Genomic DNA, 12957 nt, shown 5'->3' with positions numbered 1-12957 from the left:
GCGCAACGAACGACGACCCGGCCGAGTAGATGCCCGCCCTTGTGGGAGAGGTCATCTGACACGCGTGATCCGAACCTGGGTCCGGATCGAGTTGACAGGTCCTCTGTTGCCCTGCGCAATTGATGCGACCGCTACAGCCGGGCGATTGGTCCCCCTGGCTGGTCCATCTGCACTTCTCCAGAATGGATGCGGGTTAGATTCTAGTAACATTCCTGTATGACACCATCAATAGTGCCTCCCCACTTTCCTGACGCACAGCACGTCGGGGCAATCCGCCGTGCACTCTGGACGGACCGTGAGTTCGGACGGGCCGCGGTGATGGTTGGGGCCGGGATGAGCCGGAATGCCGTCCCCCTTCGCGTTGGCCGGACGTCGATGCCGACGTGGGAAGAGTTGACCACGGCCTTGATCGACCGGCTCTACCCCGATGGATCGGGTGGGGAGAGACGACGCGAGTGGCTGAGCCGCGTGGCGGGTGCCACGAGCGTCGCGAACCGCCTGGCGGAAGAGTACACGGTTGCGTTCGGACGGCACGATCTCGACAACCTCATTAAGGAGACCGTGCCTGACGCCGATTTCGGTCCCGGCCCGCTACACCGCTGTCTATTGGAGCTGCCGTGGGCGGACGTGTTGACGACCAACTACGACACGCTCCTTGAGAGAGAGGCAGCAACGGTGTTCCGTCGGCGGTACACGGTGGTCCGCCGGCCCGAAGAGATCTCATCGGCCGCCCGACCCCGGATCGTCAAACTGCACGGTTCGTTCCCGTCCAACAGCCCGTTCATCCTCACCGAAGATGACTTCCGGACGTACCCGCGCCGCTACGCCCCGTTCGTCAACTTGGTCCGACAAGCGGTGATGGAAAACTCCCTCTGCCTCATCGGGTTTTCCGGCGACGACCCCAATTTCCTGGCCTGGAGCGGATGGGTGCGGGACGAGTTGGCAGAGTATGCGCCGAGGATCTACCTCTGTGGCTTGCTCGATCTGTCCACGTCACAACGGAGCCTGCTGCAGGCCCGCGGGGTCATCCCCGTCGATCTCTCCCCGCTTTTCCCGAGCACGGGGTTTCCGAACGCCGCTCATCGCCACACCCTGGCCTTACAGTGGCTCTTGAACAGCCTGCAGGCACACCGCTCTTCACACCCGCTTGACTGGCCGAAAGCACCACCCCCACAGCCGCCTGACGACCCCGAGATGCCGCGGTTGCCTCCGTCGCCCATCCCGACACCTGTGTCCGAGCCTGAGTTCCCGAACCAAGACGGAGAGGGACTCGACGGGGCCAAGACCATCTTGTCGGCCGCCCGGGCGTGGACTCACAATCGGTCGCTGTACCCCGGGTGGTTGATCGCACCGGACGAGGTCCGGGACCGCGTCTGGAGAACGACGAAGCACTGGATCGCACACTACGTCGAAGCGCGACCCGGGATCTATCCTGTGCAGCAATTAGAAGTTCTCGACGAACTCAACTGGAGGTTGGAGCTCGCGCTGTCCCCAGTGTGGAACGAACTCCGTCCGGAACTCGAGCGAGCGCTCTCGGCCGTCAACCCGTTCCCTACGGAGCTCAAGGATCTGCCTACCACGGCAGTCACGCCGGGATCCACCAAAGAGCTAAAGTCGAACTGGCGCGAGGTGCGACGTCAGTGGCAGACCCTCGCGTTTGCACTTGTACGTTTCTACCGCGAGGAACGGTTAGACGAACCGTTCGAGACGTGGCACGGCCGCATGGACCGTCTGCCGCTTGATGCGGACGCAAGGGCTCGCCTTTGTTACGAGCGGTGCCTCTACGCCGTCGCCCGTTTGGACGACGAACAGGCAACGGAGAGTGTGAGTAGGTGGCCAGAGGACACACAGGATCCGTTCTGGTCCGTGAGAAAAGCTGGCATCTTGGCGGAGTTAGGGAGGGTGGACGAGGCGATTGACCTCGCACAGACCGCAGTGGACGTGCTCCGGCGCGGGATCCTCGACACCGCGGACCACATCTTTGCGCTTTCGCGCGAAGGCTGGGCGGTCTGGCTCCTCAACGGGATCGACCAATCCGAGAGGCGGCGCAGGCGAGCGCCCCGCGACCTCGAGCGCAGTAACTTAGTCGAACGGTTCCGCCAACTCCGGAGATTCGGGGCGGACCCGTGGGACTTGGCGGACTGGTTCACGACGCGGCTCGGCGGCGAGCCGCCTCAACCCACGGCCCCATCCGAGACGCGGTTGGGGTTCGAGCCAGGCACTGCCACGCACACGACGCGGTCGAGCGAGGACTTTCACGACCGGCTGCTCACGGTGTACCAACTTCTTCGGTTCACCGAAGAAAGCGGGATCCCTCCGGTGGTCCCGAGCGTTTACTTCTCCAAAGACGCGCACGTAACCGCCGCGACATGGTTCGCGGACCACGACCCGTCGCGAACGCAGTCTCTAATGTTCCGGCTGCGGGCGGAGAATATTCTGGACTCGTACCTCTCTCGGTCCCGCATCGCGGCGCTCCCACAACCACTCGTGGACCGGTGGCGTACCGATGCACTGCGGGCCGCAGAGGCCTCTGTTCCCTGTGCCGGTGCTGGCCGGCGGGACGCACCACCCGTAGAACGCCGCGCGGCGGATCGACTAACTGCTGCCACCACAATTCTTGCACGCTTGATCGTTCGCGCACCGGAGAACGAGCGACAACGACTGTGGGAATTCGCTCGATCACTCGCACCGATCCCTGCCGTTCGCGGCCACGTCACTAACCCCCAGGCAGTGCGCGCGCTGTTCCACGCCCTTGCCGCAAATGCTTCGGTGGAAGAGATCGAGGCCCAACTCCCAGCGTTATTCAACATCCCGCTTCCCGGTGAGCCAGACTTTCACGTCTTTCACCCAGACAACTGGCCCGATCCACCCTTGGTGGTAGGCGACCGTGCGAGGCGGCGGTCAAGCGGTTTGAGAACTGGGCAACTAACCTCGGCCCGTCGCCGAGCCGTTACCGCTTTGAAGTCAGAAGGAACCCAACTGCGCCGCGCGGCGATGTGGCGGTGCGATCTCCTTCACGATCTCGGCGCGACATCAGCCGCCGACGAGCGAGCAATGGCGGTTGCGTTTTGGGGCCCTGTCCTCAAGAAATCGGGGTTGCCTTGGGAGTTGTGGGGGCCGTACACGGGGAAACTCGCGCTCTCGATACCAGTGCCTAGCGGGCGGTCTGCGGCGGTGAGAGTGAAGGAAGACATTCTGGCTAAACAGCTAGGAGCGGTCCTCGGTGGGTTCGTCCAGCCGGACAGCTACTTTCGACTGATCCGGTATGCGACTGCCCCACGGACCACCCCGCATGACACCCGCAGGGAGTACATCGAGTGGACGGCGGAGGATCACGAATCGCTGTTCAAAAAACTGCGTGCATGGTGGAACGACCACGGACGGGAGGCGGTAACCAGTCGCCGCGAGAGGCGGCTCTTCGAGGACTGGGACAGGGACGCACTCGCGCTGTTCATGCGGGGCTTGTGGGACGTGGTCCGGGATGTACTGTTGCCGCACGTTCGGCGGCGGAGCCGCCTCGCGAGTGAGATCCTTTCCTTCGTCGAGGAAGTGCGGGACTGCGGCCTACCTGTAGGTAGCGTGTTGCCGGCTACGTTGCTTGTTCGGCCGCTCAGCGAGTTGAACGTCGTTGTCTCGGACCTCCGTCGTGAGTTCGCGCACACTGGTGTAGAGTTCTACCTCTCCGCGCTGCGAGGCCTCAACCACTGGGCGGAGTTGTCCCGTTCTGACAGGGGGCGTTCGACTACCCTCCCGGCGATTCCGCCAGATCTGCTCCGGGAGATCGGGGCGACCGTGGCGACTCGTCGCCCGGGTGCGCTCAGGTTGGCGCTCCAAGCGTCGGTCCACATCCTCGGCCAACTTCAAGTCGCCGCGGACCGTCAGTTTCGAAACAGCCTTCTTGTCGGCCTCGACTACCTCTTCTCCGAGTTGGCTTATTCCGAGCGGGCGAGCTCTCAGCGAGGTATCAAGTACGAAGAAATTCCATCGACTCGATACGAGGTGGTGCGGCTCGCGAAAGCCCTCTCGGATCTCGGTGACGCGGGAGACAGGGTAGTGCAAGCGTGGCTTGAGGCGGCTCGGTCGGACCCGCTCCCAGAGATCCGACGGGCTGCGGGTACGATTTCGGACTCAGAAGAGGATTGATCGCGACGGAGTCGCGGGCGATGTTGTGGCCCCCGTGAGTAACCACGCCGATCCCGCCCGGACCGTACTGGGTGCTCGCAGGATCGGTTCGGTTCGGTTCGGGTCGGATCGGTGCCGTAGCTACCCAGTTGGCATAACCTTGACAGAACCCCCTCCGACCTGACACAACCCCCCGCCCGGACCCGCGATTTCAAGGCGTTCCCGGGGTTCCGTCAGTTGTGTCAACTGTCGGGTAAGGGAAACACAACCGGCCTCGACTCCCCGGGGGGCGGGGCCGATGATGGTGGGCAACCACCCCCAGGAGAGGCGCCGTGGCCCACCTCGTCCGCCAGGCCAAGACCTACTACACCGACCCGGCCGGGAAGCGGGTGCCGAAGGGCACGCCCGGGGCCAAGAAGGTCACCGAGAAGAGCGCCAAGTGGTACGGGTGCGGGATCCCCGGGCTGCCCCCCAACAAGCGGGTGCCCCTGGCCGCGACCCGGGACGCCGCCCAGCGGATGCTCAACGACCTGGTCCGGAGGGCGGACCAGGGCCGGGCGGGGATGCTGGACCGGGACGACGCCCGGAAGACCCTCGCCGAGCACCTGACGGCCTTCGAGGGGGACGTGGCCCTCGGACTGGGTGTGAAGGGCGGGCAGAAGCGGACCGCCCCGGACCCCGAGCACGTCGCCCTCGTCGTGGCCCGGGTGCGGGCCGTGGTCGAGGGGTGCGGGTTCAAGATGGCCGCCGACCTCGCCCCCTCCTCGGCCCCCCAGAAGGTCGCCCGGTACCTCCAGGCCCGCGTGGCGAGGGACACGCGGGACGGGGGGTTCTCCCCCCAGACTGCCGACTTCCACCTGGCCGCGGCCCGGCGGTTCGTCCGCTGGCTGGCCCGGAAGGTCCCGGTCCCCGCGGACCTGCTGGACGGCCTGCCGGGGTTCAACCCGAAGGCGGACCGGCGGCACGCCCGGAGGGAGATAGGGCCGGTCGAGCTGGCCGACCTGATTGAGACGACCCGGGCCAGCAAGAAGGTGGTCCGCGGCCTCACCGGGACCGACCGTGCGACGCTCTACTTGACCGCCTTCGCCACGGGCTACCGGGCCGGCGAGTTGTCCGAGTTGGGGCCGGAGAACTTCGACCTGGACACCGACCCGCCGGCGGTCGTCCTCCCGGCCAGGCTCACCAAGAACAAGAAGGCCGCCCGCCAGCCGATCCAGCCCGGACTGGCTGAGTTGCTCGGGGCGTACCTCGCCGGGAAGCCCCGGGGGAGGGCGGTGTGGCCCGGGACGTGGGGCGAGAAGCCGGCCAAGGTGCTGCGGGTCGACCTGGCGGCCGCGGGGATCCCGTACTGCGTCGAGGGGGTGAACGGGAAGGAGTACGCCGACTTCCACGCACTCCGGCACTCATACCTCTCGGCCCTCTCCGCGGCCGGGGTGGGGGCCAAGGAGCTCCAGGAACTCGCCCGGCACTCGGACCCCCGGCTCACCCTCGGGATCTACACCCACTCCCGAGTCGAGGCCCTGGGGGCCTCCGTTGCCAAGCTCCAGATCCCCGGGGTGGGGGAGGCCAGCCCGCTGTCCCGCCTCTCACGCCAGGACCTCGAACGGGCCGTGGTCGCCCTGGCGGCACTCGTTCGGGCCCTCACCGGTCCCGGATACACCACGGTTACACCCAGGGTTACACCGGCACTGGGCACGCCCGGGGATTCGGTGGGACCGTCGGAGACTCTTTAGATCGTTACATGACCCATGGGGGTAACGCAACGCACCCTGGGAAAGCCAGGGTGCGGGACGGGTGGGGATGGTTAAGGACGGGTGGGGACTGAGTACCCTCGGCGCGATTTGAACGCGCGACCCCCGGTTTAGGAAACCGGTGCTCTATCCACTGAGCTACGAGGGCAAAGGTTTAACATATCAGCACTTGCGTCGCCCCATCTCGCTCACTCCTCCGGTCGGTGACACCCCGACTGACACCCCGTATCCTCGGATGCGGCCGGGGGGCGTTGTGACCGCCCCCGGACAAGACACGCGAACCCCCAGCGAGGCTCGCCATACCCGAGGAGCATGATACCGCGTCCGCAGGCGCAGGCAAATCCCTGAAGCCCAACAAGCCGTACCCCGGGTTCCCGCTGTTCCCCCACGCGACGAAGCGGTGGGCCAAGAAGATCCGCGGCGGGACGCACTACTTCGGCCCGTGGGACGACCCCGACGGGGCACTGAAGAAGTACCTCGCCGAGAAGGACGCGCTCCACGCCGGCCGCAAGCCGCGGGAGGTGTCAGCGGGTGTCACGGTCAAGGACGTCTGCAACCAGTTCTTCAACGCCAAGAAGGCGATCGTCGAGTCCGGCGAACTGACCAACAGATCCCGGGAGGACTACCGGTCCGCGTGCGAGGTGGTGATCGCTTGCTTCGGGAAGGCCCGGCTCGCGGACGACGTCGGCCCCGACGACTTCGCGGCCGTGCGGGCGGCGCTGGCCAAGCGGCTCGGCCCCGTGTCGCTGGGGAACACCATCCAGCGGGTCCGGAGCGTCTTCAAGTTCGCGACCGACAACGGGCTGGTCACCTGCCCCGTGTTGTACGGCCAGAGCTTCAAGCGGCCGTCGCGGAAGACGATCCGCGTCGAGCGGGCGAGGAGGGGGCCGAAGCTGTTCACCGCCGCCGAGGTGCGGGCCATGATCGACGGGGCGACGGTGCAGGTCGGGGACGCGGAGCCGGAACTGGTGCGGCCGGGCCGGGCGGTCCGCGCGATGGTCCTCCTCGGGATCAACTGCGGGTTCGGCAACGCCGACTGCGGGCGGCTCCCGCGCTCGGCGGTGGACCTCACCCGCGGTGTCGTCGATTACCCCGGGCCGAAGACGGGCATCCCGCGGCGGTGCGTGCTGTGGCCCGAGACCGCCGCCACGATCCGCGAGGCCTCGGCCGCCCGGCCGGAGCCGACGGACCCGGCCGACGCGGACCTCGTGTTCGTGACGAAGTACGGCCGGCCGTGGGCGAAGGACACCGCGGACCCGACGCTCGCCAAGGAGTTCAAGAAGCTCCTCCGGGCGCTGCGGATCGACGCGCGGAAGGGGGTCGGGTTCTACACGCTGCGGCACACGTTCCGGACCGCCGCCGAGTCGAAGGACCAGCCCGCGGTGGACTACGTCATGGGGCACGAGGTGGCCCACATGAGCAGCCACTACCGCGAGACGATCAGCGACGACCGGCTCCGGGCCGTCGCGGACCACGTCAGGAAGTGGGTGTTCGGCGAGGCCGCGTGACCGCCGCTCAACGACCCGGGCCGGGGATCACTCCCCGGCCCGCTCGCGTTGCGGCGTCCACTTTAGGACCTGGGCTGCGTACACTGCGGGGGCCATCTAGGGCCGAACTCCGCCGCCGCGGGCCGTACACCCTCCGCAGAGGCCCGAGCGACCACCGCAGCTCCCCGATCTCGTTCGTGGGCCGCCCGTCGGGGTGCCGGTAGTGCGTCGTGGCCCACCGCATGAACGCGACGAGCAGCTCGCTGACGGTCAGGTTGCCGACGCCGAGCCGGACTCGGCCTCGACGGTCAGGGCCGCGATCGCCTTCAGGTCTTCCGACGCCTCGCACGGCCTCGAAAGTGACTCTACAATGATGCGTACCCGTCCCCCCACGGCTAGTTCCGGAGAGTGCCCGTGGCCAAGATCCTGGTCGTAGACGACGACGCGGACGCCCGCGACACCCTGGCGGTGCTGCTCCGGGACACGGGCCACCAGGTCACGTGCGCGGCCAGCTGGCGGGAGGCATTGCCGGTCGTCCTGGCGCAACCACTGGACGCTGTCGTCCTGGACCTGCGGATGCCGGAAATGGACGGCTCGTCGTTCCTCGAGGTGGTCCGCTCGTACCACCGCCTCCGGACGCTCCCGGTGGTCGTGCTGACCGGGGTCGGGGACGGGCCACTCGCCGACCGGGCGCGGGCGCAGGGGGTGGCCGCGGTCCTTCAAAAGGCCACCACGGCCCCTCGCGACATCCTCGCCGTGATCGACGAGTGTGTCCCCCACCCGGCCGACGGCCGGCCACCCGACCCGGAGGGCCTCGCGGAGGGGGCCGCGCCGCCGGGGGAGTCGCCGGTGCCGAGGGTGTTGATCGTGGACGACGAGCCGGCGGTGCGGCGCATGGGCCGCGCGGCGCTCGAGTGGGCCGGGTTCGAGGTCGAGGAGGCGGGGGACGGGGCGGACGCGGCCCGCGCGTTCCGGACCCGGCCGGCCGACGCCGTCGTGTGCGACCTGTTCATGCCCGAGCGGAACGGGATCGAGCTGATGAACGAGCTGGCCCGGGAGTTCGGGGACGTGCGGTTCGTGGCGATCAGCGGGGGCGGGGGCGAGGGCAAGTACGACCTGCTCCCGGCGGCCCGACTGATCGGGGCCCGGGTTGTGCTGAGGAAGCCGTTCGACCGGGCTGCGTTGGTCCGCGCCGTGCGGGACGCCCTCGCCTAATAGCCGCGACTCAGGGGTGGTCGCCCCCGAGTCGATTCATTCCGATCCGTCCCCCAAAGGGAGGGCCGCCGAAATCACCCCTGCGGTTTCCTCCGGCAGTGACCCAGAGCAGGTGAGGGCAATGCCCACACCTGACGCGGGTCGGATATCGTGTGCGGGTTACGCCCACAGAATCGACCGGGTGGCCGGTGGGAAATGAACGGGGGCGGGGGTTGTTACACCCCCGCCCCCGCGTCTCTCCGGAGCCCTGACCCTGTGCCGGCCGTCGCCCAATCAGCCGTGCCGGACCAGGGGCTCCGACTGAGTCCTGCCCGCGCGGCCGCCGGTGTCAAATCGCTTCCGGCCGAAAGGTCAGCCACCCGGCTCACCCGCGCCCGAGCTCGGCGCAGTCCGCCCGGGCGGCCGCCAGGTACGTGCGGACCGTGGCCGCGTACTCGGCCGGGTCGATCTCCTCGGGGAGCGTCTGGAGCAGCTGCGCCCGGACCGCGGCCGGGGCCGCCGCCACCTCGACGTCGGCCCCGTGGACCTCCGCGAGCAGCGCCGCGGCCCGGACCCGCTGGGCGTCGGACAGCGCGGCCCACGGCACGGGCGACAGGGCCCCGAACTCGGTCACCACCTCGACCCGCTGGCCGTCCCGGGGCACGGCGGTGACGAGCCGGGGCGGGGCGTCCCGCGCGGGGAGCGGCTGCGGATCGGGGGTGGGGCGGCCCATGGGTTGGTCCCTCCGGGTGATGCCCGCGAGCCACGCGCGGGTGACGTGCAGCGTACCACGCCCACCCGGGCGCACAAGGGTCGCGGTGGCGGCCCGCTGCCGTGTTACGCGGACCAGGCGAGGCCCCCGCCGGTGCCGTCGTCGTGGAACCGGAGCCGGCGGGCCGACAGCTGGTTCCCGTTTAGGCGGCGGTTCACCGTCATCGTGCCCGCCCCGACCGCGTCCGCGATCACCCGCTGGCTCATACCCTGCTCGTGGAACTTCCGCACCCACGCGGCCCGGTCCTCCCGCGTCAGGTGCCGCCGCTCGTCGTTGAGCAGTGCCGCGGGTTCCATGCCCGGAACCGGCGTGATTTGCTGACACGTTATTCCGTGCACTCTCGATCACACCTCTGGATCGCCCGTCGCGCTCGCCCCGCGGTTCGGAACACTCCGCATGCTCCCGCCCCGCCGCTCCCCAACGTCGCCCCCGACCCCGCCCGTGCCGATCGGCTCTGTGGCGGTCGCGTGGGACGGCCACCCTCAGCACCCGCTCGCCGTGGACGTGGACGCGATCGCGTTCGTCGTGCTGGTCGAGGGCGCGGCCGTGCAGCTGGCCGAGTACCTCCGACGGCACCCCGAGCGCCGGCCCGGCGTCCTCGCGACGCTCGCGGAATGGCTCGACGCGCGGTGAGACCGTCCCCGTTGCGGTTCCGGCACAGATCGAAGATGCTCGTGTGGCCCGGCGAGAGCCCGCACCACGCTCGGAACGGGCCGCCTGGCGAACCGACACGGAGGATCTGCGATGCCCGCTCACAAGCTGCCGGACCTGGACCCGGCGACGCTCGACCCGGACCGGGTGCTGTCGATCGGCCAGGTGGCGAAGTTGGCCCCGGGCGTGGCCGAGGAGAACCACTGCCACCGGGTGACGATCCGCCGGTGGGCCACGAAGGGGGTGAGGGTCGCGGGCCGGGTGCTGCGGTTCGGGGTGACCCGGACCCCGGGGGCCAGCGGCTCGTGCGGTGGGGCGACTACCTCGCGTTCCGCGACGAGTGCGCCCGGCTCCGAGACGACCCGCCGGCCCCGGAGATCGTGACCCCGGCCGAGCGGAAGCGGCGGGCGAGCGTGGCGGCCGCGGAAGCTCGTCGCCTCTTTGGTCTGCCGGCCGGGAAGACGCCGTGACCGCCGCCCTGCTCTGCACCGGTTTCGCCTGCCTCGCCGCCGCGCTCGCCGTGGCCGCCTGGCCCACGTCCGGACGTGGGTATTCGGCGAACCCCCCTGACGTAAACGCACAACAGCGTGAGGGCATACCGATGGCGCGTTGTCTCTGCCCGAATGATGCGATGGCTATTCCGCAGGTGGCTTGCGTGCGTGGTGGATCGGAAACGACATTCTTCTGGTGCTGGTCGTGTACGGAACTGTTTGCGTTCGTCGGGGAACCGGGGAAGTTGGTTGCAGGATTTGCTCAGGCGGGACGGGACGGTTGGCGTTTGTTCAAGACTTATGGATCGGATTCAGAGGTTCAGTCTGCCGTTGCCGCCGTTTCTCAGGTGAAGCGAGAGGGGGCGGTAGGATAAGTGCAGTTCGGATGTTAAGAAGTCGCACCCGTGTGGTTACATGGCTTCGGAGGCGAGCCGCGTGACCTCTACACAACGCCGCGGGCCGGCGCGGCTCGCCCCAATCCCGACGCACTTGTCGGGAGCCTGCGTGCCGTACAGACGCCCCCGGCAAGTCGGGCTCTCCGGGTCGTTCCTAGGGTGTGGCCCGCAGGTGATCCGGAGGGCGGAGCATGGACCGGGAGGAGATCGAGGCCATCGGGGTGCGGCTCCTGGCCGAGGCGCGGGCGCTGCGGGAGGCGTTCCCCGATGCGGCGGTGGTACCGGGCCGCGCCGTCCCGGACGTCCCGGACGGGGAAGCCGGACCGGAGGGGGCGCTGTGGCGGGCCCTGCGGTGCCTGCGGGACGAGGTGGCGCTCGTGCGGGCCGGGGCGGCGGGCACCGTGGTCGTGCTCGGCGACGAGATCGCGTGCGTCGAGCGGCTCGTGCCGGCCGGGTGACCCGGCCGGACGGGCGGCTACCGGAGGGCGGCGTACTCGGCGTCGAGGCGGGCGAGGACCGCGGCCTCGCGGGCCGGGTCGTGCGCGAGTTCAACGGCCACGCGAATCGTGACGTACCGGGCGACCCGGTGCCGGAACGTCGGGGGCGGGTCGTCGGCCCACGCGGACCCGAACCCGGTCCGCTCGCGGAGCACGGGCTCCAGCTCGTCGACGGCCCCGGACAGGGACACGTCCCCGGCGATCACCCGGGCGGCGACCCGGCCCGATGCCTCGCCCTCGCGGACCGCGCGGACCCGCTGGGCGTCGAGGGCCGCGGCGTCGCCCTCGTGCCCGCGCACCTCCTCCCGGGCGTCGGCCCCGAGGGACGCGTCGATCCCGAGGGCGGTGAGGGCGATACCGAGAAGTGCGGCGGCCGAGGCGGCCCCGGTGCGGCGGGCGGACATGGGCGGTCCTCCTGACGGTGCGCGAGCGGGTGTTCGAATACGACAACGGCGGAGCCTGTCACCGCGGCCCGTCGATCCGGGTCACCGGTCCCCGGCCCGCTCGCGTTCTGTGGCGTCTACCCCTGGACCCGAGTACAATGACACCTTGCGGCCGGCCGGGGGCACACCGCGCCCGGTGGACCGCGACCGGGGCCGAAATGCAGATCACCGTGTACCTCCGCTCCTACGCCGTCGCCGGCTCCCCCACCTCGGTCTCGTTCGGCCCCGACCACGCCCGCCAGCGGCACACCTTCACCGTCGATGGGCAGGTGCACGAGGCCGCCCACGCGGTGCGGTCCGTGGTCGTCCCCGACGGCGCGAGGCTGGACACGGTGGACGGGGTGCTCCGCTGGAGGGACGGCACCGGGACCAACAGCTCGACGGCGCAGGAGGTCTTCGAGCTCGCGAGGGCGGGGGACCGGGGGTTCAGCCTCGGGACGGTGTGAAACGCGAATTCGCGATTCGGAACTCGCCCCGGCGTCTCATCAACCGGGATCCCGGCCGATATCGGAATTCCGTTATCGGCCCCAACCACGGTCATCACGACCGTGGTTGCTTCAGTCATCACCTTCTTGGTGACGACTGGCCCCGCGTGTGGGCCAGAAGACCACGCGCGGCCGAAACGACCGGACACCGCCGACCATTTCCGCGACGTCACGAAATTGGCTAGTGCAGCGCACCCCGAGCGGCGACGCGCAAGCGGAACCGCCGCGGCGCGGACCGGGAGCCGGCCGGTTGCAGCGCGACCCGACCCAACTGGTAGCCACCGGCTACCGGGTCACCCCGTGTACCGGGCCCGGTCGTTGGCCGCCTTCAGCTCGTCGTGGATGCTGAACAGGACCGCGATCACCATGGGCGTGATCATCAGCCGGAACGTGAGGAAGTCGTAGATCGGGCTGTCGGACGAGCGGCGGCGGGACACGGAACCCTCGGGTCGTGGGCGGACGGTCGGAACAACGGGCACGCGGGCGGTGAGAGTACCCGGCCCGGACCGGGCACGCAATCATGGTTGCGCGTGAACGTCAGTCAGCCCGACTGTCGCGAACGGTACGACCGGCGTAAAGTGACCCGGCCGCAATCGCGCGACGTTCGCTCAGGACGGCCGAGGGCCGCGGGGTGAGGTTTACCCGGGCGGAGGGGAGATCGCGCCGCGG

12 protein-coding genes and 1 tRNA gene are annotated in these 12957 nt (G+C 69.2%); 8 read left to right on the top strand and 5 right to left on the bottom strand.

Going from position 1 to position 12957, the window contains the following annotated elements; genetic code table 11:
• The first annotated feature begins 375 nt into the window (after positions 1-375).
• Positions 376-4143, top strand: coding sequence for an SIR2 family NAD-dependent protein deacylase (locus ACTIGN_RS24790; protein ID WP_439628893.1), 3768 nt, complete (start codon positions 376-378; stop codon positions 4141-4143).
• Positions 4144-4454: 311 nt separating this feature from the next.
• A complete protein-coding gene (locus tag ACTIGN_RS24785; RefSeq protein WP_439628891.1) occupies positions 4455-5855 on the top strand; it encodes a tyrosine-type recombinase/integrase in 1401 nt (466 codons plus the stop codon).
• A gap of 93 nt (positions 5856-5948) precedes the next feature.
• Here ACTIGN_RS24785 and ACTIGN_RS24780 read toward each other — a convergent pair.
• Positions 5949-6021: transfer RNA gene (locus ACTIGN_RS24780), tRNA-Arg, on the bottom strand.
• 373 nt (positions 6022-6394) lie between these two features.
• On the opposite strand from ACTIGN_RS24780, the gene ACTIGN_RS24775 reads away from it, so the two are divergent.
• Together ACTIGN_RS24775 and ACTIGN_RS24770 are read left to right on the top strand one after the other, a co-directional pair.
• A complete protein-coding gene (locus tag ACTIGN_RS24775; protein WP_439628889.1) occupies positions 6395-7381 on the top strand; it encodes a tyrosine-type recombinase/integrase in 987 nt (328 codons plus the stop codon).
• 393 nt (positions 7382-7774) lie between these two features.
• Positions 7775-8575 (top strand): response regulator, encoded by an 801-nt coding sequence (locus ACTIGN_RS24770; protein ID WP_439628887.1) that lies wholly within the window; start codon positions 7775-7777, stop codon positions 8573-8575.
• A gap of 364 nt (positions 8576-8939) precedes the next feature.
• On the opposite strand, the gene ACTIGN_RS24765 is transcribed toward ACTIGN_RS24770, so the two are convergent.
• Both ACTIGN_RS24765 and ACTIGN_RS24760 read right to left on the bottom strand, forming a co-directional pair.
• Entirely contained in the window at positions 8940-9287 is a 348-nt protein-coding gene (locus ACTIGN_RS24765; RefSeq protein ID WP_439628885.1) for a hypothetical protein, read from the bottom strand.
• Between the two features lie 104 nt (positions 9288-9391).
• A complete protein-coding gene (locus tag ACTIGN_RS24760) occupies positions 9392-9622 on the bottom strand; it encodes a hypothetical protein (RefSeq protein WP_439628883.1) in 231 nt (76 codons plus the stop codon).
• Positions 9623-9722: 100 nt separating this feature from the next.
• Here ACTIGN_RS24760 and ACTIGN_RS24755 point away from each other — a divergent pair, with 100 nt between their 5' ends.
• From ACTIGN_RS24755 to ACTIGN_RS24745, 3 genes are all read left to right on the top strand, one after another.
• The gene (locus ACTIGN_RS24755; RefSeq protein ID WP_439628881.1) at positions 9723-9959 is read left to right on the top strand and encodes a hypothetical protein; all 237 of its coding nucleotides are present in this window, start codon (positions 9723-9725) and stop codon (positions 9957-9959) included.
• A 111-nt stretch (positions 9960-10070) separates the two neighbouring features.
• Positions 10071-10361 carry a hypothetical protein gene (locus tag ACTIGN_RS24750; protein WP_439628879.1) on the top strand — a complete coding sequence of 97 codons (291 nt, stop codon included), beginning with the start codon at positions 10071-10073 and terminating at the stop codon, positions 10359-10361.
• 693 nt (positions 10362-11054) lie between these two features.
• A complete protein-coding gene (locus tag ACTIGN_RS24745; protein WP_439628877.1) occupies positions 11055-11321 on the top strand; it encodes a hypothetical protein in 267 nt (88 codons plus the stop codon).
• 17 nt (positions 11322-11338) lie between these two features.
• Here the strand turns inward: ACTIGN_RS24745 and ACTIGN_RS24740 are convergent, their stop codons facing one another.
• A complete protein-coding gene (locus tag ACTIGN_RS24740) occupies positions 11339-11764 on the bottom strand; it encodes a hypothetical protein (RefSeq protein ID WP_439628875.1) in 426 nt (141 codons plus the stop codon).
• A gap of 197 nt (positions 11765-11961) precedes the next feature.
• Between ACTIGN_RS24740 and ACTIGN_RS24735 the strand changes: the two genes are divergently transcribed.
• On the top strand, positions 11962-12249 hold the full coding sequence (locus tag ACTIGN_RS24735) for a hypothetical protein (RefSeq protein ID WP_439628873.1): 288 nt from the start codon (positions 11962-11964) through the stop codon (positions 12247-12249).
• A gap of 332 nt (positions 12250-12581) precedes the next feature.
• Here the strand turns inward: ACTIGN_RS24735 and ACTIGN_RS24730 are convergent, their stop codons facing one another.
• A complete protein-coding gene (locus ACTIGN_RS24730; protein WP_439628871.1) occupies positions 12582-12725 on the bottom strand; it encodes a hypothetical protein in 144 nt (47 codons plus the stop codon).
• Positions 12726-12957 lie beyond the last annotated feature (232 nt).

Source organism: Gemmata sp. (assembly GCF_051859125.1).
GTDB lineage: Bacteria > Planctomycetota > Planctomycetia > Gemmatales > Gemmataceae > Gemmata.
The sequence above is the reverse complement of the archived record's forward strand: the minus strand, read 5'-3'. Positions and strand labels throughout refer to the sequence as shown.

What these genes read in the sequence shown, in the direction of transcription:
- ACTIGN_RS24790 (WP_439628893.1), top strand. Translation starts at nt 376, where the DNA reads ATGCCGACGTGGGAAGAGTTGACCACGGCCTTGATCGACCGGCTCTAC.
- ACTIGN_RS24765 (WP_439628885.1), bottom strand. Translation starts at nt 9,287, where the DNA reads ATGGGCCGCCCCACCCCCGATCCGCAGCCGCTCCCCGCGCGGGACGCC.
- ACTIGN_RS24760 (WP_439628883.1), bottom strand. Translation starts at nt 9,622, where the DNA reads ATGGAACCCGCGGCACTGCTCAACGACGAGCGGCGGCACCTGACGCGG.
- ACTIGN_RS24755 (WP_439628881.1), top strand. Translation starts at nt 9,723, where the DNA reads ATGCTCCCGCCCCGCCGCTCCCCAACGTCGCCCCCGACCCCGCCCGTG.
- ACTIGN_RS24750 (WP_439628879.1), top strand. Translation starts at nt 10,071, where the DNA reads ATGCCCGCTCACAAGCTGCCGGACCTGGACCCGGCGACGCTCGACCCG.
- ACTIGN_RS24745 (WP_439628877.1), top strand. Translation starts at nt 11,055, where the DNA reads ATGGACCGGGAGGAGATCGAGGCCATCGGGGTGCGGCTCCTGGCCGAG.
- ACTIGN_RS24740 (WP_439628875.1), bottom strand. Translation starts at nt 11,764, where the DNA reads ATGTCCGCCCGCCGCACCGGGGCCGCCTCGGCCGCCGCACTTCTCGGT.
- ACTIGN_RS24735 (WP_439628873.1), top strand. Translation starts at nt 11,962, where the DNA reads ATGCAGATCACCGTGTACCTCCGCTCCTACGCCGTCGCCGGCTCCCCC.